We start from the raw sequence: 19,366 nt of genomic DNA, 5'->3' as shown, positions 1-19,366 counted from the left end.
TCCGTGCTCTCCCCCGGCTAGTCTTCGCCGCCGGCGCGGCTCAGTCGTGCGTACGCCGCCGAGAATCCGGCGAGCAGTACGAGCAGGACCAGGCCGAGCGCCGCCGCGCTGCCGTAGTTGTTGAAGGTGAACGCGTACTGGTAGATGAGGTGGACGACGGTCAGGGTCGCGCCCTCGGGGCCCGCGCCGCCGGTGAGCAGGAACGGCTCCACGAACACCTGCATGGTGGCGATGATCTGCAGGAGCAGCATCAGCGAGAGGATCAGCCGGGTCTGCGGGATCGTGACGTGCCAGATTCGGCGGAAGACGCCCGCGCCGTCCAGTTCGGCCGCCTCGTACAGCTCGCCCGGGATGGACTGGAGGGCGGCCAGGTAGATCAGTGTCGCACCGCCCATGTTCATCCAGGTGGCGGCGATGACCACGGAGATCATCGCGGTGTCGGTGTCCTGCAGCCACGCTTGTCCTGGCAGCCCCACGGTTTCCCGGATGCGGTTGAAGAGGCCGTATCCGGGATCGTAGAAGTACTTGAAGAGCAGGACGGATGCCACCGGCGGCAGCATCACCGGGAGGTAGACGAGCAGTCTCAAGTAGCCCCGGCCGTGCCGGAATTCATTGAGGATGAGGGCGATGGCGAAGGGCACGGCGAAGCCGAGGAGCAGTGCGAGTCCGGTGAACAGCAGGGTGTTGCGCCACGCCTGCCAGAAGGCCGGGTCGTTGAAGATGTAGGTGAGGTTGGACCAGCCGGCCCAGACCGTCTCGCCGTTCTCCGTCTTCTGGAAGGCCAGGATGAACTCCCTGACCATCGGGTACCAGGAGAAGACCGAGAAGCAGAGCAGTGCGCCGATCAGGAAGGCGTGGGCGGTGAGGTTGCGCTTCAACGCCTGTAGGAACGCGGCGCGTTCGGGGCGGGCGGCGGCCCGGCCGTCCGTCTGTGGCGACGGCCGGGCCTTGTTCTTGGAGAGGGTGGGCGCGGACATCACTGGTTGGCCAGGACCTGGTTGACCTGTTGTTCGGCGGTCTTCAGGAGCTTGTCCGCGTCGGCGTCCTTGTTGGTGAGGACGGCCGACATCAGCGTGTCCAGGACCTTGTAGACCTCCTGGGCCTTGGGCGGCTCGGCCTTGCCCGTGACCGGCTTGTCGGTGAAGGCCTGGAAGTTCTCGACCGGCATGGTCGAACTGGCCTCGCGGGCCTTGTCGTCCTGGGCCTTGCTGTCACCGGTCCAGAAGTTCGGCTGCGGCAGGCCGACCGGCAGTCCGTCCGTCTTGGAGCGGGCCCAGTCGAACTGGCCCTTGCCCGGCTTGAGGAACTTGAAGTTGATCCACGCGATGGCGGCCTTGATCTGGTCGGGCGAGCTGCCCTTCTTGATCATGTAGTCGTTGCCGCCGAAGAGGGTGGCCTTCTGGCCGGGGATCGGCCCCATCCCGAAGTCGTCGTACTTCGCGCCGAGGTTCTGCACCATGTACGTGATGTCGTCGGGCGCGGCGAGGAACATGCCGAGCTTGTCGGCGGCCATCTGTTTCTGCAGGTCGCCCCACTTCAGGAGCTGGGTCTTGCCCATGCTGTCGTCGTCCCAGCGCATGGCCTTGAGGTTGTCGACGATTTGCTTGCCGGTGTCGTTGTTGAAGGCGGCCTTGGTGCCGTCCTTGCTCACGATGTCGCCACCGAGGCCGTAGGTGGTGGCGGTGAAGTGCCAGCCACCGTTGTTGCCCGCGCTGTACTCGCCGAAGCCCGAGACGCCGTCGCCGGTGGCCGCGATCTTCTTGGCGGCCGTGCGGACCTCCGCCCAGGTGGTCGGGGGCGAGTTGGGGTCGAGTCCGGCCTTCTCGAAGAGCTTGCGGTTGATCAGCAGGCCCATCGTGTAGTTGCTGTAGGGCAGGCCGTAGAGCTTGCCGTCCTTCTTCAGGACGTTGAGTACGTTCGGGTCCATGTCCCCCAGCGCCGGGACGGACTTGTCGTTGACGTAGGCGCTGATGTCCTGCGCGCCGTCGTTGTCCAGGACCTGCTGCAGATCGGTGAAGTAGGTGTAGAAGACGTCCGGTTGGGACTTCGCCTTCAGCATCGCCGTGAAGCGGGGAGGCTCCAGACAGGGGTCGGTCTGCTTCCCCTTGATCGTGACGTTCGGGTACTTCTTGTTGAACGCCTCGACGTCCTCCTTCCACTGCTTGAGCTCGGCCTTCTCGGCGGCCGGCGGCATGCAGTCGATGGTGAGCGTCACCTTGGTCTTCGGGTCCAGCGGGGCGGCGGCGTTGGCCGCGTCGGCTCCCTTGTCCCCATCGGAGTCGCCGTCGTCGCTGCTGCTGGTGCCGCAGGCCGCCAGGGCGGTGAGGGCCAGCGCGGAGGCGACGGCGACCGTGGCCGTACGGCGGGTGGTGCGGCGGTTTGTGCTGCGTTTGGTGCTGCGGCGGATACGTCGGAAGTGCGGCATCCGGGAGCTGCTCATCGGTGGACCCCTTTGGACAGCGCCACCTGCCCGTGTGGGCAGGGACGGCATGGCAGGAGCAGGGAAGCCCACAGCTGCGCGGACTGTGTGGCGGCGCTTACTCAAGCACCGTCCACAGATCTGCGCAATATCTCGCGTACGGATTGAAAGAAATTGACAGCGCTGCAAATGCGAGGGTTGTGGCCGCCCGGCGGCCGACGGGCCCCGCTGCGGCTACTCCTGCGGCGGCTGCCCCGTCGAGCCACGCACCACGAGCTCCGGCTCGAAGAGCAGCTCCTCCGTGGGCACCGCGCTCCCCGCGATCTGCAGCGCGAGGAGCTCGACCACGGCGCGCCCCATGGCCTCGATCGGCTGACGCACCGTGGTCAGGGGCGGTTCGGTGCAGGTCATGAACGCCGAGTCGTCATAGCCGACCACCGAGACGTCCTGCGGGACGCCGAGCCCCCGGCGGCGCGCGGCGCGCACCGCTCCGAGCGCGAGGGGGTCGCTCGCGCAGACGATGCCGGTGACTCCGGCATCCAGGAGCCGCGCCGCGGCGGCCTGGCCGCCCTCGATCGAGAACATCCCCCGCGAGACATGCTCATCGGGCAGCTCACCGCCGCCCTGCTCGGCGATCGCGCGGGCAGCGACGAGCTTGCGCTGCGAGGGCATGTGGTCGGCGGGCCCGAGCACCAGGCCGATACGGCGGTGACCGAGCGAGGACAGGTGCCGCCAGGCCTGCTCGACCGCGACCGCGTCGTCACAGGACACCGCCGGAAAACCGAGCCGCTCGATGGCCGCGTTGACGAGGACCACCGGGATCTTGCGCGCCGCGAGGCGTTTGTAGTGCTCGTGCGGGGCGTCCGCCTGCGCGTACAGCCCACCGGCGAACACCACGCCGGACACCTGCTGCTGGAGCAGCAACTCGACGTAGTCCGCCTCGGAGACCCCGCCCTTGGTCTGCGTGCACAGCACGGAGGTCAGCCCCTGCTGGGCGAGCGCCCCGCCGATCACTTCCGCGAACGCGGGGAAGATCGGGTTCTGCAGCTCGGGCAGCACAAGACCCACGAGCCGGGCCCGCTCGCCGCGCAGCTGGGTGGGCCGTTCGTACCCCAGGACATCGAGCGCCGAGAGCACGGACTGCCGGGTCGCGTCCGAGACCCCCGGCTTGTTGTTGAGCACCCGGCTGACCGTGGCCTCGCTGACCCCGACCTTCCGCGCCACCTGAGCAAGTCGTCGCGTCATGCACGCAAGCCTAGTGCAATTCTTGCGTTCCGTTTGCGTGCTCGCTGAATCTGTTCGGGATCGCCTCACCACTTTCGCCACGCGGCCCGGACGGGACCGAACGGGTGAGGGCGGATCGTTTCGGCGGCCGTTGTCCGCGAACTCAGGTATCACTGCTGGTCAGGACGGGAATGCGAGATGCGTTCACGTGCCGTGCCCAGCAAAGGAATTGATCCATGCGTCTTCGTCACTCACTGGCCGCCGCGGCCGGTGCCGCCGTGCTGATCCTGACCGTGCCCGGCTCCGCTTACGCCGCCGACGGCGACTTCAGCTACACGTACATCAACGGCGACGGTGAGGAAGAGCGGGCGACCCTGCACAACCCGCACAGCGGGGAGTGCATCACGCTCCCCGAGGCGGCCCAGGAGTACACCCAGCCGCCTGCCCACTCCCCCAAGAACCGCACCGATTCCTTCGCGATCGTCTTCACGAACGCCGACTGCTCCGGCGACGACTTCACGTTGCGCCCCTACACCGGCGGCGCGAGCGAGCGGTTGAAGCTGCGGTCGGTCCTGTTCTCCTGATCCCGGGCAGCGCTCCCCGCCTCAGGGGATACGGGCCACCTCAGGGGATACGGGCCACCTCAGGGGATACGGGCCACCGCGACGTAGAAACCGCTCAACTCGGGCTTGGGGGCGGGCGATTCCTTGTACCAGTGCGTGGCCGTCACCAGGCCCGGCTCCACCAGTTCCAGCCCCTCGAAGAAGCGCTCCACCTCCGCGCGGCGCCGCATCCGCAAGGGCACCTGGCCCTTCTTGTAGGTGTCGGTGACGGAGTCCGCGAGCTCGGGGTGTTCGTCGGTGGTGCCGTGGGACAGCACCAGATGGCTCCCGGACGGCAGGGCGTTCACCAGGGTGCGCGTGAGGCCGTAGGGGTCCTCGTCGTCGGTGATGAAGTGCATCAGGGCGATGAGGGAGAGCGCGATGGGCTGCTCGAAGTCCAGGAGCTCGCGGGCGTGCTCGAGGATCGCCTCGGGCCGGCGCACGTCCGCCTGGACGTAGTCCGTGGCGCCTTCCGGGCTGCTGACGAGCAAGGCTTCGGCGTGCCGCAGCACGATGGGGTCGTTGTCGGCGTACACGACCCTGGAGCTGGGAGCGATGGCCTGGACGATCTGGTGGAGGTTGGGCGCGGTGGGGATGCCGGTGCCGATGTCGAGGAACTGCCTGACACCGTTGTCGGCCAGCCAGGCGGCGGCGCGGTGCATGAACGCCCTGTTCCGCGCCGCGTTCGCGCGGGCCTCTGCCGGCAGCTTCTCGCCCATCTCCTGATCGACGAGGTAATTGTCCTTGCCGCCCAGAAGCCAGTCATAGACACGCGCCGGATGCGGCTTGCTGGTGTCGATGTGGACGTTGGTGTCTTCTGCAGTCATCCGTGGCTCCACTACGTGTCTGACCGGTTCACGATGCGACGGGCGACGTGTGCCCCGCCCCAGCCGGCAAGGATCTTCCGAGCGTACAGGGCGATAGGTCAACTGTTCTGCCTGGTGAGCGAGTTCATCGCGGTCGCGGCCACGGCAGCTGCCGCCGGGGCGGCTAGAGCTGTCGAAGGTGGTCGCGCAGGCTGCGGGCGGCCTGCGCCATGAGGGCGTCGGCGCCGGGCTGGGCGCCCGCCGGCACCAGGGACTCGGTCAGGACGGCGATCGCGAAGGACTGGCCGTCGGAGTGCTCGACGACACCGATCTCATGGCGCAGGTTGAGCAGGGTTCCGGTCTTGGAGGACCAGACGCTGGCGTCGGAGCTGAAGTCCGGCGTGAGTCGGTGCCGCAGCACGTTGTGGGCCAAGAGGTCGCGCAGCCGCTCGGCCACGTCCGGATGGATCTTCGACGGCGTCCACAGTGCTTGCAGCAGATCGACGAAGGTGCGCGCGCTGCCGGTGTTGGCGCGGGTGGTGTCCAGCTGCGGCACCCGGTGACCGCGGCCGCTGGTGCCTGCGTCGATGGCCAGGGCATGGGCGAGATGGGCCTGGTCGGCGTCGAAGCGCTCCACGGGAGTGTCGAACAGCTCGCCCACGCAGTGCCGGACGGCGATGCCACGGATGCCGAGCTCGTGGAGGATACCGGCGACCTGGGCGGGCGGGGTGAGTTCGAACAGCGCGTCGGCGGCCGTTCCGTCGCTCAGACAGGTGCTCAGGTAGAGCAGGTCGTCGATCGCTATCCGGGCGGGGTGGCGGAATCGGCTCAGCCCGGTGGGGCCCGGCGTGGTGACCAGTCCGGGGCGCACTTCGAGCACCGTCGCTCCGTCGAGCTCGCCCCGCCGGATCCGCTCGACCGTCGCGAGGGCGAGCGGGACCTTGACCAGGGAGGCGGACGGCAGGTGGGTGTCCGCCTCGATCCCCAGCTCGTCGCCGGTGTGCAGGTCTCGTACGAGCAGACAGCCGTGCAGGCCGCCGTCGCGCAGTTGCAGACGGATGTCGCGCAGCAGGGCCTCGGTGTTCGCGCCACCACCCAGGCCGCTGCCCATGCCACCGTCCAGGCCGCTGCCCGGCCCGTTGCCCATGCCACCGCTCATACCGGCGTTCCTCCCCTGATCCCGGCCGGGGCGCCCGCGCCCAGGCAGCGGGCGATGGCGTCGCCCAGGCGCGCTTCGATGTGCTGCGGATTGCCGTCAGCCGCGGCGGACAGGGCGAACCCCCGGCCGAGCGTGATCTCACCGATGGGCCGCCAGGTCAGGGCGAGTTCCTCGGCCTGTGCGAGGGAGCACAGCAACAGGTCGCCCGAGCACAGGACTTCGGCCGCGGCGTTCGTCAGGTCGGCCGCGGCGACTAGCTGTGCGGGACGCAGGCCCACCGCGTCGCGCAGCCGCGTCAGCGGATCGCGGATGTGCGGCACGTCGTCCTCCGGCTGGATCCAGACGCGGCGGGCCGGGCCAGGAGTGGCGCGTCCGACCCGCAGCGTCTCGAGGTAGACGCGCCGCACGCCGAGATCCTTGGCACCGGCGAGCCCGAGCGGCACGGACCACGTCGCCTCGTCAGCCGGCACCGCGAGCAGGGCGGCGCGCACCTGCTGCGCGTGAAGGAGCTCCCTTCGTTGCGTCGGCGCGGCGACCCGCAGGTCGAGGGTGACTCCGTGGCCGCGCGCTTCGGCGACGAGGCGGGCGAGACCGACCGTGGAGCAGATGCCGGGCACCGCGAGGCGCCACGGCTTGCGCTTGACGGCCTCCGCCTCGTCGAGCAGCACGTCGGCCGCCTGCACGAGCTGCCGGGCCGTGGGCAGCATGTCCCGCCCGAAGGGGGTGAGGACGGCGCGCCGTGACGTGCGCTCGAACAACGGCTCTCCGAAGCGTTCCTCAAGGGCAGCGACGCGACGGCTGGCCACCGACTGGGACATTCGGGCCGCGGCCGCTCCGTCGGTGAAACTGCCGTACTCGCTGACGCTGACGAACGCGCGACACGCTCCGACCAGATCCACGTCCCGAACCCTATGCCAGATCAGCATGGAACCGCGCATGAGCGTATTGGACCGCATACGTGCCCGAGAGCAAGGGTGGCTCTGGCACTCACGACCACGTACCGGGACGGAGCCGTGCCGCCCCGTCCCCTATGCGCCCTGCCGTTGGGGCGCCCCGGAGGTTCAGGCCCATGCAGTACACCCGTGCCCGCCGCACCGTTCTCGGTGCGCTTGCCACGCTCTGCCTCGTCCCGCTCATGGCCTGCGCGGAAGACGATTCCCCGGCTTCGTCGTCGTCCCCGTCCACGGCGACCACGAAGCCCGCGGAGTCGACGAAGTCGTCCGCCCGCGCTTTCAAGGAACTTGAGCGAAAATTCGACGCGCGGCTGGGTGTCTACGCGATCGACACCGGTACCGGACGCGAGGTGACCCACAACGCCGGTGAGCGCTTCGCCTACAACTCCACGTTCAAGGCACTGGCCGCCGGAGCCGTGCTGCGCAAGTACTCCCTGAGCGGCCTCGATCGGAAGATCACGTACTCCAAGGACGATCTGGTCGCCAACTCCCCCGTCACCGAGAAGCACGTCGAGACCGGGATGACCCTGGGCGAACTGTGCGACGCCGCCGTCCGCTACAGCGACAACGCCGCGGCCAACCTGCTCTTCGACGAGCTCGGCGGCCCCAAGGGCCTGGACGCCGCGCTCGAGAAGATGGGAGACGACGTCACGCGGATGGATCGCCGCGAGCCCGATTTGAGCACGTGGGTCCCGGGCGAGACTCGGGACACGAGCACGCCGCGGGCGCTGGCCGATGACCTGCGCGCGTTCGTCCTCGGAGACGCCCTGCGCAAGGGCGAACGCGCCCAGCTGACCAAGTGGCTGAAGACCAACACCACCGGGGACAAGACCATCAAGGCCGGTGTGCCCGAGAACTGGGTGGTCGGCGACAAGACAGGAACCGGCAGCTACTACGGCGCCCGCAACGACATCGCCGTGGTGTGGCCTCCCGACGGCGCCCCCATCGTCATGGCGATCTTGTCGAACCGCGGCAAGAAGGACGCCGAGCCCTCCGACAAGCTGATCGCGGAAGCGGCCTCAGTGGCCGCCGATTCGCTGTCGTAGCAGGAGGTACGCGGAGGTACGCCGAGGCGAGGCCCCCGGCGCGCACACCCCGCACCCCGCACCCTTCCCCGAACGCTCCGCTGCCCGCAGCGAGAAGCCATGCCATGCCAAGGAGCCTTGATGACGGACGTCGCACCGCTCACCAGACCCGGCCACGGCCACGGCCCCGGACCCGCCAGAAAGGGGCCCCGCGTGATGGTCGCGGTGGGGCTGGCGCTCGCGCTCACCGCAGGCATCGGGTACGCGGCGGAGCTGGGCCCCTTCGCCCCCGGGCCCCCGATACCCGACCCGGAGGCGACGAGGCAGGCGCGCGCCTTCCTTGCCGACTGGGAGGCGGGCCGCATGTCTCGGGCGGCGGCACTGACCTCCAGCCCCGGGCAGGCGGAGCGCGTCCTGCGGAGCTTCACCTCCGGGCTCGACATCAGCAAGCCGACCCTGACCCCGGGTGCGGCGACGGCCGACGACGAGGGCACCGTGACCGTGGCCTTCACCGCCAAGATGCCCGTCACCGAGCTGGGCACCTGGACCTACTCCTCGGCCCTGCCCCTGCGCAAGCAGGACGAAGGCGCCTGGAAGGTGGACTGGGCGCTGTCCCTGGTGCACCCGAAGCTGAGCGGCACGGAGAAGTTCCGCCTCGAGCGTGAGGACACGGCCGGGCCCGAGATCACGGACCGCGACGGGAACGCCCTGTCGGGCGAGACACACCCCTCCCTCGGTCCGCTCCTCCCGCAGATCGCCGGGGGCGTCGGCGCCGGTCCGCGCGGTGCGGTCCGGCGCGTCGACCGGGCCACCGGTGAGGTCACGGGCACGGAGGTCTCCTTCGGCAAGAAGTCCGACCGGCCCGCGGACCGGCCCGTGTCCACCACCCTCGACGCCACCTGGCAGGCCGCGGCGGAGAAGGCCGTCGCCGCCGAGGCCGACGGCAAGGACGCCGCACTCGTCGCCCTGCGGATCGACAACGGCGAGATCCTCGCCGTGGCCAACTCCCCCTCCTCCGGGTTCAATCGCGCCGTCTCGGGCACCTACGCGCCCGGCTCCACCTGGAAGATCGTCACCACCAGCGCACTGCTGCTCAACGACGCGGTCGCGCCCGACGACGTCGTGGACTGCCCCAAGTACCTGACCGTCGGGAAGCGGTTCCAGAACGTCGAGGCCTCCGAACACCGGGGCGCCACCTTCCGCCAGGACTTCACCGCTTCGTGCAACACCGCTTTCATCAGCCTGCGCGACAAGGTCGGCGACCAGGAGCTGGGCGATGTCGCCGGAAAGTACTTCGGGGTCGGGCAGAAGTGGCGGGTCGGCATTCCCTCGTACGACGGGGCGGTTCCGGTCCCCCGTGACCAGACCGAGAAGGCCGCGTCGATGATCGGGCAGGGCAGGGTGCAGGCCAACCCGCTGATCATGGCGTCCGTCACCGCGACGGCGGTGTCCGGCACCTTCCACCAGCCCACCCTGACCAGCGGCAAGGACACGACCACGACAACCCCGCTGCCGCGCGAAGTCGTCACGGAGCTGCGCGAGTTGATGCGCGCCACGGTCACCGACGGCACGGCCTCGGTCCTGGCCGATCTGCCCGGTGAGATAGGGGCGAAGACCGGCACCGCCGAGGTCTCCGACGATGTCCCGAACAACGGCTGGTTCGTCGCGCATCGCGGCAATGTCGCCGTGGCCTGTGTCGTCGAGAAGGGTGTCACCGGCGGCGGCTCCGCCGGGCCCGTCGTCCGCAGCCTCCTGGGCGCTGTGCCCGACGACCCCTCCTGACGGGTGGCCGACCGGCCTCCGCGCGGGACCGTTCCTCCCCCATCCTCGGCCTGCTACTGGTCCCGAGCACGGGCCTCAGGAGTCCCGGCACTCCACATGCCCCCAGCCGTGCGCGTTCTTCGCGATCTTCTCTCCGGCGGCGTAGGGCTTCTGGCAGTGGCAGCGGCCGGGGAACTTGGCCTTGATGACGGCGCCCGAACTCCCCTTGCCCGTCCGCGCGGTGGAGCCCTTGCGTGGCTTGGCGGCGGCTGAGGCCGTCATGCGCTCGGGCCGCGGTTCGGGGATCGTGAGCGCTCCGTGCGCGGTTCCGGCGGGCTGCTGTGTGTTCGCTGCGTCGCTGGCCGCGACGTCGGCGATCGCGTTGAGGTGATCTCCGTCCACCTGGTGGGCCGCGACGTGCCGGAAGGTGACCGCGCGGCCCTGCAGGAGTGCGTCGATGCGTACGACGAGTTCCTTGTTGGCCACCGGCTTCTTCGCCGCGGTCAGCCAGCCGTTCCGCTTCCAGGACGCGATCCACTTGCTGACCGCGTTCATCGCGTACTGGCTGTCCATGCGGACCTCCAGCGGAACAGCCGGGTCCGTGGACTCCAACAGCTCGGCAAGCGCGGTCAGTTCGGCCACGTTGTTGGTCGCGTCGCCGAGCGGGCCGGCCTCCCACCGCTGCGGGCGCTCGTCGGCATCGGCGACCACCCAGGCCCAGGCCGCAGGACCGGGGTTCTTCTTCGCGGCTCCGTCACAGGCGGCGATGATCAAGTCAGACATCCCTCGATGATGCCAGCCCGCGGGAGACTCGGAGGCCACCGCCCCTCCGGCACCCGCACGCCGATTCCTACGCTCCGCCGGCGTCCAGCGCGGGGGCGATGACGGCGAAGGCCCGGTCGGTCAGCTCGGCGGGGTCCTCGGCGCCGTCGCTGTCGCTCCACCGTTGCAGCACGGCGTCGAAGGCGGTCAGCGCCATCCCGGCGGCGAGCCGCGGGTACAGGTCCACGCCGGCGTCGCACTCCAGCCGCCGCGCCACCTCCCCCGTCAGGTCGTCGCTCCACTGCGCCTGGCGCTCCAGGAAGCGGGCGCGCAGGGCCGGCGTACGAAGAATCAGCCGCACCACGGGCAGCACCCGCTCGGAGTGGTCGCCACAGGCGGCGAGGGGAACCCACACCGCGTGCCGCAGCGCCACGGAGGGCGGCTCCTCGGCGGGGCGAGCCGCCAGCTCCGCGTGGATGCCGACGCCCATGTCGGCCAGGAACTGGACGACCACGTCCTCCTTGGACGCGAAGTACCGGAAGAACGTCCGCCGGGAGACCCCGGCGGTGGTCACGATCTCGTCGATGGTGACCGCGTCGAACCCCTTCCGGGCAAGGAGTTGCAGCGCCGCTTCGGTCAACTCGTTCGATACGAGCTGTCGTTTGCGCTCGGCCATGCTCACTTCGGGGCGGGAACTCACCGGACCATGGTACACGCCATGCCTTTCATGGCACTCAGGATCCTCTTGACACTGAGTGCCACGGGAGACAGCATGTGCCGCATGACGCAGCAGCAGCGCTGGACAGCCGAACAGATACCGGACCAGACCGAGCGGGTGTTTGTCGTCACCGGAGCCAACAGCGGCCTCGGCCTGGCGACCACCCGGGCGCTCGCCCGGCAGGGCGGGCACGTGATCCTCGCGGTACGCGACGAGGAGAAGGGCCACCGGGCGGTCACCGGGATCACTGCCGAACACCCGGACGCGAGCCTTGAGGTACGCCGCCTCGACCTGGCCGACCTCGACTCGGTCCGCGGCTTCGCCGATCGGCTGCACGCCGACCATCCACGCCTCGACGTGCTCATCAACAACGCGGGCGTGCTGGCGCCGCCTCGTCCGCTCAGCGCGCAGGGCCACGAGCTGCAGTTCGCCTGCAACCACCTCGGTCACTTCGCGCTCACCGGCCTGCTGCTCGACCTCCTTGCCGCGGGGAGCGACCCCCGCGTGGTGACGGTGAGCTCGATCAACCACCGGCAGGGGCGTATCCGCTTCGACGACCTGGACGGCGAGCGCGGCTACAAACCGATGGGCCACTACAACCAGTCGAAGCTCGCCAACGCCGTCTTCGGACGGGAACTCCACCGCCGACTGACCGATTCCGGCAGCCCCGTGAGCAGCGTGCTCGCCCACCCCGGCTACACCGCCACCAACCTCCAGATGGGCACACCGACCGGCCTGTGGCGGGTGGTGCTCGGCCGCATCGGCAACCCGCTGTTCGCCCAGCGTCCGGCCGAGGGCGCGCTGCCCCAGCTCTACGCGGCGACCGCATCGGACGTGGAGAGCGGCCAGTTCATCGGCCCGGGCGGCCTGGCCGAACTGCGCGGCGCACCCACGCGCGTACAACTGGCCCCCACGGCCACGGATCCCGAGACGGGCCGCCGCCTGTGGGAGCTGTCGGAGCAGTTGACCGACGTACGGTTCGCGTTCCCCGCCGCCGTCTGACGGCGCCCTGTCAGCGCGCGACGGGGCGGATCAACTCCCAGGCCTGGAGCGCGAAGTCGAGGGTCATGCCATGGCGTTCGTACAGGGCGAGCGCGCCGCTGCTGTTGTCGGTGTCCACTCCGAGGCCTATTCGGTCGCGGCCCAGCGCCGCGTAGTGGCCGAAGGCGTGGCCCAGGAGGTAGCTGCCCAGGCCGTGGCCACGGGCCTGGCGCAGCACACCGAGGCTGCCGATCCACGCCATCGACGAGCGGTCGTCGTGGGTGTGCAGCACCGCCGCGTCGCCCAGGCCGTCGACGTGCGCGATCCACATCAGCGACCAGTCGGCACGCTCGGCGTCGATGTCGTCCAGCCACTGCTCGTACGTGCGCGGGTGGAAGTCGAAGTGGTCGGCGAAGGTGTCCTGCAGCAGGGCGTGGGCGCGCCGCCGGTCCGGTTCGGCCGAACAGGGGCGCAGGGTCACGCCGGGCGGCGGCTCGGGCAACCGGTCCGTGTCCGTGGACAAGGGGCGGACCATCGAGTTGTAGCGCCGGACCGGGGTCCAGCCGCGTGCGCGCAGCGCGCGCAGGTCCACGGTGGGGGCGATGTTGAGGTGCAGGTGCACCACAGCCCGGTCCGCTCCGTTGGCGGCGGCCCGCTCCCCTGCGCGCGCCTCCATCAGGTCGAACAGGTGCCGGGAGGCCCGGGGCCGGTCGGGCAGCGTGAAGCACTCCGCATCGATCCGCTCACCGCCGGACTCGTCCCACAGCAGGCCGTACGCGATCAGCCGGCCGTCGTCGAACAACAGCCAGGAGTCGTGCTCCAAGTCGACTTCCGGGTGCTTCAAGTCGGCCTGGACCTCGGAGAGTTCGGTGTCGGCGCGGCCGATCTCCAGCAGGCCGATCTCATTGAGCAGCGCGCACACCGCCGCCGCGTCATCGAATACCGCGGGGCGCACGGTCAGGCCGGGCGGGAGGGCGGCGGGTGTGGTCATGGACCCACTCTCCGATGCCGGGAGTCCGGCCCGCAACGGACTTTTCCCCGCCGTGCCGGGGCCGCGAGGGCCCCGGCACGGCGGGTTTTTCCGGCTAGATGCCGAACGGTGCGGCGTAGCGCACCGTGCCGCCGGGCAGCGGGTGATCGGCGTCCAGGGCGAGGGCCATCATGGCCTCGTCCGGGACATCGATGCTGATGCCGATGCCGTACGCCGAGGCACGGGTGAAGCCGAATCGCGGGTAGTACGCCGGGTGCCCGAGGACGGTGACGAAGCGCTCGCCCCTGTCCTTGGCCACGTCGAGCGCGGCACGGATGACCGCGGAACCCGCACCGGTCCTCTGATACTCGGGGAGTACGGCGACGGGGGCCAGGCACAGGGCCGGGGTGTCGCCGATGTGGCAGCGGGTCAGCAGCGCATGGCCGACGACTGTGCCGTCCTGGTCGGTGGTGACGACGGAAAGGCCGTCGATCCACGCGGTGTCGGAGCGCAGCGCTTCGACGAGGTCGGCCTCCGCCGGGGTGTCGAACGCGGCGACGACGACGGCGCGAATGGCGGGGATGTCAGCGCTGGTCTCGGCGCGCGTGATCCAGGTGTTGCTCATGATGGATGGAGATCCGTTTCATGGTGGGTTCGTGTGGGTGGCACCCCGCGAGCTCACGCTCTCGGCGAGGGCGGATCCGACTGAGGTCAGGCCACGGCCCGGGACGTGAGGGTGGTCCGGGCGGTGCGCATGGCGGTGGCCTTGAGCGCGGTCATCAACCCCAACTCCCAACATCCTCGATCCGGATCACACACGAACGCCAAGGATCTTATCATCCGGCCGCTTTTCGGCACGAGACGCGCAGGCCGAAGCCAGACGGGCGGGGCGGGCCGAGCCCGCCCCGCCCGTGCGTTCAGGAGAAGATCGCGTGAACCTGGTCCACCGCCTCGGGTCCGTAGCCGACCACACCCACGGGGACCGCGCCGTCGATCGCCTCGATGATGCGCCCGGCCCACACCGGCCCGAACCCTCCGCACAGCTCGATCAGTTGAACGCCCTCGCCGACGAGCCGGCGCGCGGCCTCGATCCCGTCATCCGGCTTCGCCACCCCCACAAGCACCGTGCGGCACTGTCCCGTGTCGACGACGTTCACGTCACCACTCGCGTCGCTGCCTGCCGCGGTGTAGATGAAGCCCCAGCTGGTGAGCGCCATGAATGCAGCCCCCTCAATCCCGGTCACCCGGATCCGATCATCAACGTCATCGCCACCCAAGCAGCCCGACCTGCTCCACGCCACACCTCACAAGTTGCCGACCGGCTACGTCGCCCGGGCCAGGGCGATCGCGCCCTGGAGCCGCTCCCCCGCCTCGTACATCATGTAGGGCACTCCGTTCTCCGTCCCGAAACTCGGTGCCGCGCTGCGTCCGTTGTCCGGGGCGGCGTCCATCGAGTGGTGGAAGATCCCGAGGTGATCACGGCGGGAGAAGTCCTTGCCGACTTCGGTGATCAGTATGTTGCCGCCGCTTCCCTTGTCCGTGTTGTAGACGACGTAGGCGCTGCCCCCACGCGTCAGCAGGTGCGGCCCGCCCACGTTCTGCGCTCCCACATCGGCATGGCGGATCAGCGGCTTCTGGTCGAAGGTCCAGTCGCGCCCGTCGGCCGACCAACCCCAGGCGATGTCCCGGTGGTTGGTCGTGTTGTTCAGCATGAAGAGCATCACGTAACGGGCGCCCCGGGACGGCAGGTCGTGACGGAACACGCGGGCATAGGACGTCTCGGTGGATCCGCTCGGCAGCATCGACGTGGAGAGCACCACCTTGTCGTACGTGAAGTGGATGCCGTCCTTGGAGCGGGCGAGGCGGGTCGTGGTGTTCTCGCCGTGGAAGTACAGCCACATCTCCTTGGCGTCCTCGTTCCACAGCACGTGGGGCGATGAGACGTGGCTGACCTTGTAGTGCGGCTGCCAGTTGTTGGTGACGATCGGGTTTCCCGCGTACTCGGTGAAGGGTCCGTCGATCGAGTCGCCGTAGGCCAGGCAGATGCCGCCGGGGGCGTCGTGCGGTGCGTAGTAGAGGTAGTACCGGCCGAGCGCGCCGGAGACCCGGCCGACGGTGCCGCGCAGGCACGGGAAGATGATCTCGCCCGTGGGGTTGTACGCGAGGTCCGACGGCTTCAGGACAGTCCTCACGTAGGTGTAGTCGGGGAACCCGCCGGGCGCCGCCACGGCCGGGCCCGCCGTGCCTGCGCCGATCGCCAGGGCCGTGCCGGTGGCGGCCGCCCCGCNNCGGGCGGGGGGCGCCCGCCCCGCGCAGGAAGACGCGGCGCGGGAAGGGGGCCCGGTGTCCGGGGGTCGGCTGCTCGGTGTGGTGCTGCTCGGTGTGGTGCTGCGCGTCGTGCTGCGGCTCGTTCATTTCTGTGCTCCGTCCCGGGAGTTGAATGTCAGAGGTAGGTGGCGGCGGTGACGCAGAATCCGCCGAGGGCGACGGCCCACACGTAGGGCAGCGTGCGGACCATGACCTGCTGGGGGCCGACGCCCGCGTACTGGGCGCTCCACACGGTCTGGGTGCTCGTGGGGTCGGCGACGCCGAAGACCTGGTTGTAGGAGGCGGCGAGGCCGAGCACGGCGACGGCGGGGTAGATGCCGGCCGCGATGAGGACGCCCGCGATGCCCGCGCCGAGGCCGTAGACGTTGAGCGGACCTCGGTAGAGGCACAGCGGCACCAGCAGGGTGAAGACCAGGACGAACAGCACCGGGTTCTGCGGGCTGACGGCCTTGACCAGGGGTTCGAGCGCTTCGACGGCACCCGGCAGTTTCACCGCGGCCAGCAGGATGCCGATGGCGATGAACAGGGCGATCGGGGGCGCGGCGACCTCGAAGCCTCCGTACAGCGTGCGCAGCAGCCGCTTGTTCATCTCGCGCGGCCGGGTCGTGGTGACCAGGGCGTAGAGCACACCGGCCAACAGCGAGGGAATGATGGCGAGTTCGAAGCCGAGCGCCAGGATCAGGGGCACGACGGGGGTGAGCAGCGCGTACCAGGGTGCGTCGCCGAGGTGTTCGCGGCGCGAGCGGCGCTTGTCGACGGCCGTCTTCAGCGCCCAGGTGTGCTCGACCCCGCGGCGGCGTGACTCGACGAGGACGAAGGCGACGGCCGCGACCAGTGCGAGCGGGAACAGCTTGACCATGAAACCGCGCACCGTGGGGACCGGCAGGTCCAGGGCGGTCGAGAAGAACTGCCAGATGGGAAGTTCGAAGGGCACTCCGACGGCGATGCCCATCAGGATGGTGCCCGCCGCGGTGACCTTGGGGATGCCCACCGCGACCATCGCCGGGATGCCGATGATGCCGGCCAGCATGGCGGCGGGAGCCGATCCGGTGACCGTGCCGATCAGCGCGGACACGGCGAGCACACCGAGTGCCACGACCGTGGGCCGGTCGCCGCCGAACTCCACGATCTTGCGGACGATGGTCCCGGCGATGCCGGTCTCGTCGAGGAGTTTGCCGAGCCACGATCCGAGCAGCACCGCGATCATCGTCGAGGCGAGCATCGGGGCGCCCTCCTGGAGGACGGTGTCGAAGACGCTCTCCTTGCCGGTCAGGGGTGCTCCGGCGACGAGGGCGATGACGACGCCGAGGAGGACCAGGGCGAAGGCGGTGGGGAGTTTGCGGGTGAGCATCGCGGCGACACCCACCGCCATGACGATCAGGATGACAACGCCCATGGCGCTACTTCTCTCTGTGGGTCACGGTCACGGCGTCGACGAGCGCGGCCGTGAGAAGAAGGGGGCTGCGGCCGAGACCGCAGACGGTCCGGGCGTGGGCGTGCGCGGCGATCTCCTCGGCGCCCGCCACGTGCCCGTACAGCCGGAACCGTCCCGCGCGCAGGACGACATGACCAAGGGCCCGCTTCAGTGCGGCCTTCGCCGGGCCGTGGTGGAGGTGTTCGTGCACGGATTCGTGGGCGAGGGCCGCCGCGCGCACCGAACCGGGCGGGTACCAGTGCCGCCAGCCCCGTTCGTCGATCAGCGCCTCGGTCGCCGCGAGGGTATCGGTGTAGAGCTCCACCGTCGGCGTCGGCCGTGACGTGTAGCGGGCAAGGAGACCGCGCTCAAGGCCGTCGGCGCGCTCGACGATCCTGGCCCGGCACGGCACGGGGGCCAGCGCCGCGCCGAACTCCTCGGCCGTACGCGCCCAGTGGCGAAGGAGCCGCGGGTCTCGGCCCTCATGGGTGGGGGTCGCGGCCAGGAGCTGGACCGCGTGGTGCAGGTCGTCGCGGGTCTCGGGCCCCGGCGCCGTGGGCGTGCTCATGTGCGGACCTCCAACACGGCTATGACCGGCTCGTCGGCGGTACGCGAGTCGAGTTCGCTGCGGGCGAGCGCGAGCAGCGGCTCGGGGTCGAGCACGCCTGACAGGTCCGCGATCCGGGAGCCGAGCAGCAGCCGCACGGCGGGGGCCCGCACACCGCCGTCGCCGTACGAGGTGGCCTCGCGCACCAGCTTCGCCAGTACTTCGGGGGCGTCGGCGACCCGGGTGGTCTCCACGCGGGCGTCGGGGACGTGCAGGCGTATCACCCCGTCGGCGTCGACGATCCGCACCGGATGCCGGGTGGCGCGCAGGGTGCGGCGCACCTCGGTCCCGTACACGGTGTGTGATGCGGTTTTGGCGAGGACCATGACCTGGGACGGGTCGCTCTTGAGGCTGGCCGCCGCGGTGCGCAGCCGTTCCGCCTCGTCCGCTCGGTGCGCCCGGTCCTGGGTGCGCAGTTCGGTGGCGCCGGTGGCGACGGCCCGCACGGTGCTGGTCTGCGGGTCGACGGTGACCTCGACCTCGACGCCGTCCGCGGCGGCGCCCTGCGCGATGACGGCTGCCTCCGCCTCTGCCCGTACGGCGAGGATCTGTTCCTGTCCGGCGCCGGGGATGGTCCGCTCTATCTGCTCGCGGACCAGGGCGAGCGCGACTCCGATCGGGCTGATCACCTCGCTGTGCCGGGCGATGCGCCCTTCCAGGCCGCTGACCTCGGCCAGGTGCGGGGTGACGGAGGCGGCGCCGCCGCCTCCGCCGACGAGCAGGGTGGTGTCCTGGTCGAGCCGGTAGTCGCGGATCATCGTGTCGACGACCTTCTTGACCTGAGCCGTTCCCACGTCCAGGAGCCGGGCCGCCGCGGTGGCGATGTCCACGCCGAGTGCTTCGGCGAGCGGGGCCATCGCCGCCCTGGCGACTTCCTGCTCGCTGCGGGCGAAGTCGCCCTCGGGCACGCGTCCTGCCGCGTTGGCCGCGCAGGTCATGGTGAGGGCGAAGCGGCCGCCCGCCGCGTCGAGGACGGCGTAGTCCTCGGGGTCGTCGGCCATCGGGCGGACGGTGGTGAGTCTGGCGTCGCGCAGGTCGTCGAGGGTCGCGAAGCACGCGTAGGGCAGCCCGGCGATGTGGGCGCTGCGCGGCCCGACCCCGGTCACCTTCCCGCCGCCGATCCGCGCCATGGAGCCGCCGCCGACTCCGACGGTGCGTACGTCCAGGGCGTTGAGGTACGACTTCTTGCCGAGGATCGTGGCGTGCTGGACGGCGACCTTGCCGCGCCGTACGACGCTGATGTCGGTGGAGGTGCCACCGGTCTCCAGGAAGACTCCCTCGCTGATCCGTTCCTGCATCAGCGCGCCCGCCACGCCTGCCGCGGGGCCCGAAAGGACCGTCAGGAGCGGCCTGCGCCGCATCTCGTCAAGGGACATCACCCCTCCGTCGCACCGCATCACCATCAGGGGCGAGTCGACGCCGGCCTTGGTGATGGAGCTGTCGACGAGGTCGGCGGTGGCCAGCATGCGCGGCAGGATCGCCGCGTTGACCACCGCCGTGCGGGTGCGTTTGCGCAGCCCGTACAGAGAGGTGATCTCGTGCGCGGCGGTCAGCGGCAGACCGGTGGAGCGTGCCGCAGCCACGACGGCCCGCTCGCCCTCGGGGCGGTCCACGCTGAACGGCTCGGTGGCCACGAG

The 19,366-nt window shown here is 70.2% G+C and carries 19 protein-coding genes; 4 read left to right on the top strand and 15 right to left on the bottom strand.

What is annotated here, in order from left to right; all coding sequences use genetic code 11:
• Window positions 1-17 precede the first annotated feature (17 nt).
• The 3 genes from ABD378_RS07020 to ABD378_RS07010 all read right to left on the bottom strand — a co-directional run bounded on the left by ABD378_RS07020 (window position 18) and on the right by ABD378_RS07010 (window position 3,664).
• Window positions 18-977, bottom strand: a complete 960-nt coding sequence (locus tag ABD378_RS07020) for a carbohydrate ABC transporter permease (protein WP_344519564.1) — start codon at window positions 975-977, stop codon at window positions 18-20.
• A complete protein-coding gene (locus ABD378_RS07015; RefSeq protein WP_344519766.1) occupies window positions 977-2,425 on the bottom strand; it encodes an extracellular solute-binding protein in 1,449 nt (482 codons plus the stop codon). Before ABD378_RS07015 ends, ABD378_RS07020 begins: the two co-directional genes overlap by 1 nt.
• Before the next feature lie 228 nt (window positions 2,426-2,653).
• Window positions 2,654-3,664, bottom strand: a complete 1,011-nt coding sequence (locus ABD378_RS07010; protein WP_344519563.1) for a LacI family DNA-binding transcriptional regulator — start codon at window positions 3,662-3,664, stop codon at window positions 2,654-2,656.
• A 215-nt stretch (window positions 3,665-3,879) separates the two neighbouring features.
• On the opposite strand from ABD378_RS07010, the gene ABD378_RS07005 reads away from it, so the two are divergent.
• Window positions 3,880-4,227, top strand: a complete 348-nt coding sequence (locus ABD378_RS07005; RefSeq protein WP_344519562.1) for a hypothetical protein — start codon at window positions 3,880-3,882, stop codon at window positions 4,225-4,227.
• Between the two features lie 59 nt (window positions 4,228-4,286).
• Here the strand turns inward: ABD378_RS07005 and ABD378_RS07000 are convergent, their stop codons facing one another.
• From ABD378_RS07000 to ABD378_RS06990, 3 genes are all read right to left on the bottom strand, one after another.
• The gene (locus ABD378_RS07000; protein ID WP_344519561.1) at window positions 4,287-5,072 is read right to left on the bottom strand and encodes an SAM-dependent methyltransferase; all 786 of its coding nucleotides are present in this window, start codon (window positions 5,070-5,072) and stop codon (window positions 4,287-4,289) included.
• A gap of 163 nt (window positions 5,073-5,235) precedes the next feature.
• Complete coding sequence (locus tag ABD378_RS06995; RefSeq protein WP_344519765.1) at window positions 5,236-6,162, bottom strand: serine hydrolase; 927 nt, start codon at window positions 6,160-6,162, stop codon at window positions 5,236-5,238.
• Between the two features lie 44 nt (window positions 6,163-6,206).
• Window positions 6,207-7,109 carry a LysR family transcriptional regulator gene (locus ABD378_RS06990; protein ID WP_344519560.1) on the bottom strand — a complete coding sequence of 301 codons (903 nt, stop codon included), beginning with the start codon at window positions 7,107-7,109 and terminating at the stop codon, window positions 6,207-6,209.
• 170 nt (window positions 7,110-7,279) lie between these two features.
• On the opposite strand from ABD378_RS06990, the gene bla reads away from it, so the two are divergent.
• Together bla and ABD378_RS06980 are read left to right on the top strand one after the other, a co-directional pair.
• Entirely contained in the window at window positions 7,280-8,209 is a 930-nt protein-coding gene (gene bla, locus ABD378_RS06985) for a class A beta-lactamase (RefSeq protein ID WP_344519559.1), read from the top strand.
• A 120-nt stretch (window positions 8,210-8,329) separates the two neighbouring features.
• The gene (locus ABD378_RS06980; protein WP_425583817.1) at window positions 8,330-9,970 is read left to right on the top strand and encodes a penicillin-binding transpeptidase domain-containing protein; all 1,641 of its coding nucleotides are present in this window, start codon (window positions 8,330-8,332) and stop codon (window positions 9,968-9,970) included.
• A 75-nt stretch (window positions 9,971-10,045) separates the two neighbouring features.
• Here ABD378_RS06980 and ABD378_RS06975 read toward each other — a convergent pair whose 3' ends face one another.
• Window positions 10,046-10,732 carry a ribonuclease H family protein gene (locus ABD378_RS06975; protein ID WP_344519558.1) on the bottom strand — a complete coding sequence of 229 codons (687 nt, stop codon included), beginning with the start codon at window positions 10,730-10,732 and terminating at the stop codon, window positions 10,046-10,048.
• A gap of 67 nt (window positions 10,733-10,799) precedes the next feature.
• The gene (locus ABD378_RS06970; RefSeq protein ID WP_344519762.1) at window positions 10,800-11,387 is read right to left on the bottom strand and encodes a TetR family transcriptional regulator; all 588 of its coding nucleotides are present in this window, start codon (window positions 11,385-11,387) and stop codon (window positions 10,800-10,802) included.
• A 105-nt stretch (window positions 11,388-11,492) separates the two neighbouring features.
• Here ABD378_RS06970 and ABD378_RS06965 point away from each other — a divergent pair, with 105 nt between their 5' ends.
• Window positions 11,493-12,431: an oxidoreductase gene (locus tag ABD378_RS06965; protein WP_344519557.1), complete on the top strand. Its 939-nt coding sequence runs from the start codon at window positions 11,493-11,495 to the stop codon at window positions 12,429-12,431.
• Between the two features lie 10 nt (window positions 12,432-12,441).
• Here the strand turns inward: ABD378_RS06965 and ABD378_RS06960 are convergent, their stop codons facing one another.
• From ABD378_RS06960 to ABD378_RS06930, 7 genes are all read right to left on the bottom strand, one after another.
• The gene (locus ABD378_RS06960; protein ID WP_344519556.1) at window positions 12,442-13,401 is read right to left on the bottom strand and encodes a GNAT family N-acetyltransferase; all 960 of its coding nucleotides are present in this window, start codon (window positions 13,399-13,401) and stop codon (window positions 12,442-12,444) included.
• Between the two features lie 94 nt (window positions 13,402-13,495).
• The gene (locus ABD378_RS06955) at window positions 13,496-14,005 is read right to left on the bottom strand and encodes a GNAT family N-acetyltransferase (protein WP_344519555.1); all 510 of its coding nucleotides are present in this window, start codon (window positions 14,003-14,005) and stop codon (window positions 13,496-13,498) included.
• A 292-nt stretch (window positions 14,006-14,297) separates the two neighbouring features.
• Window positions 14,298-14,597 (bottom strand): DUF6506 family protein, encoded by a 300-nt coding sequence (locus ABD378_RS06950; protein ID WP_344519554.1) that lies wholly within the window; start codon window positions 14,595-14,597, stop codon window positions 14,298-14,300.
• Between the two features lie 105 nt (window positions 14,598-14,702).
• Window positions 14,703-15,641: a glycoside hydrolase family protein gene (locus ABD378_RS06945; protein WP_344519761.1), complete on the bottom strand. Its 939-nt coding sequence runs from the start codon at window positions 15,639-15,641 to the stop codon at window positions 14,703-14,705.
• 182 nt (window positions 15,642-15,823) lie between these two features.
• On the bottom strand, window positions 15,824-17,104 hold the full coding sequence (locus tag ABD378_RS06940) for a TRAP transporter large permease subunit (protein WP_344519552.1): 1,281 nt from the start codon (window positions 17,102-17,104) through the stop codon (window positions 15,824-15,826).
• Window positions 17,105-17,108: 4 nt separating this feature from the next.
• Window positions 17,109-17,690: a hypothetical protein gene (locus tag ABD378_RS06935; RefSeq protein WP_344519551.1), complete on the bottom strand. Its 582-nt coding sequence runs from the start codon at window positions 17,688-17,690 to the stop codon at window positions 17,109-17,111.
• Window positions 17,687-19,366 (bottom strand): hydantoinase/oxoprolinase family protein (locus tag ABD378_RS06930; protein ID WP_344519550.1); only part of this gene is annotated, 1,680 nt, incomplete at its 5' end. The genes ABD378_RS06930 and ABD378_RS06935, both read right to left, overlap by 4 nt.

Source organism: Streptomyces rectiviolaceus (assembly GCF_039533825.1).
In the GTDB taxonomy this organism is placed as follows: domain Bacteria; phylum Actinomycetota; class Actinomycetes; order Streptomycetales; family Streptomycetaceae; genus Streptomyces; species Streptomyces rectiviolaceus.
The sequence above is the reverse complement of the archived record's forward strand: the minus strand, read 5'-3'. Positions and strand labels throughout refer to the sequence as shown.

Excerpts from the sequence above, each read along its gene's own strand:
- ABD378_RS07020 (WP_344519564.1), bottom strand. The coding sequence starts at position 977 with ATGTCCGCGCCCACCCTCTCCAAGAACAAGGCCCGGCCGTCGCCACAG.
- ABD378_RS07015 (WP_344519766.1), bottom strand. The coding sequence starts at position 2,425 with ATGCCGCACTTCCGACGTATCCGCCGCAGCACCAAACGCAGCACAAAC.
- ABD378_RS07010 (WP_344519563.1), bottom strand. The coding sequence starts at position 3,664 with ATGACGCGACGACTTGCTCAGGTGGCGCGGAAGGTCGGGGTCAGCGAG.
- ABD378_RS07005 (WP_344519562.1), top strand. The coding sequence starts at position 3,880 with ATGCGTCTTCGTCACTCACTGGCCGCCGCGGCCGGTGCCGCCGTGCTG.
- ABD378_RS07000 (WP_344519561.1), bottom strand. The coding sequence starts at position 5,072 with ATGACTGCAGAAGACACCAACGTCCACATCGACACCAGCAAGCCGCAT.
- ABD378_RS06995 (WP_344519765.1), bottom strand. The coding sequence starts at position 6,162 with ATGGGCAGCGGCCTGGGTGGTGGCGCGAACACCGAGGCCCTGCTGCGC.
- bla (WP_344519559.1), top strand. The coding sequence starts at position 7,280 with ATGCAGTACACCCGTGCCCGCCGCACCGTTCTCGGTGCGCTTGCCACG.
- ABD378_RS06980 (WP_425583817.1), top strand. The coding sequence starts at position 8,330 with ATGACGGACGTCGCACCGCTCACCAGACCCGGCCACGGCCACGGCCCC.
- ABD378_RS06975 (WP_344519558.1), bottom strand. The coding sequence starts at position 10,732 with ATGTCTGACTTGATCATCGCCGCCTGTGACGGAGCCGCGAAGAAGAAC.
- ABD378_RS06970 (WP_344519762.1), bottom strand. The coding sequence starts at position 11,387 with ATGGCCGAGCGCAAACGACAGCTCGTATCGAACGAGTTGACCGAAGCG.
- ABD378_RS06965 (WP_344519557.1), top strand. The coding sequence starts at position 11,493 with ATGACGCAGCAGCAGCGCTGGACAGCCGAACAGATACCGGACCAGACC.
- ABD378_RS06960 (WP_344519556.1), bottom strand. The coding sequence starts at position 13,401 with ATGACCACACCCGCCGCCCTCCCGCCCGGCCTGACCGTGCGCCCCGCG.
- ABD378_RS06955 (WP_344519555.1), bottom strand. The coding sequence starts at position 14,005 with ATGAGCAACACCTGGATCACGCGCGCCGAGACCAGCGCTGACATCCCC.
- ABD378_RS06950 (WP_344519554.1), bottom strand. The coding sequence starts at position 14,597 with ATGGCGCTCACCAGCTGGGGCTTCATCTACACCGCGGCAGGCAGCGAC.
- ABD378_RS06940 (WP_344519552.1), bottom strand. The coding sequence starts at position 17,104 with ATGGGCGTTGTCATCCTGATCGTCATGGCGGTGGGTGTCGCCGCGATG.
- ABD378_RS06935 (WP_344519551.1), bottom strand. The coding sequence starts at position 17,690 with ATGAGCACGCCCACGGCGCCGGGGCCCGAGACCCGCGACGACCTGCAC.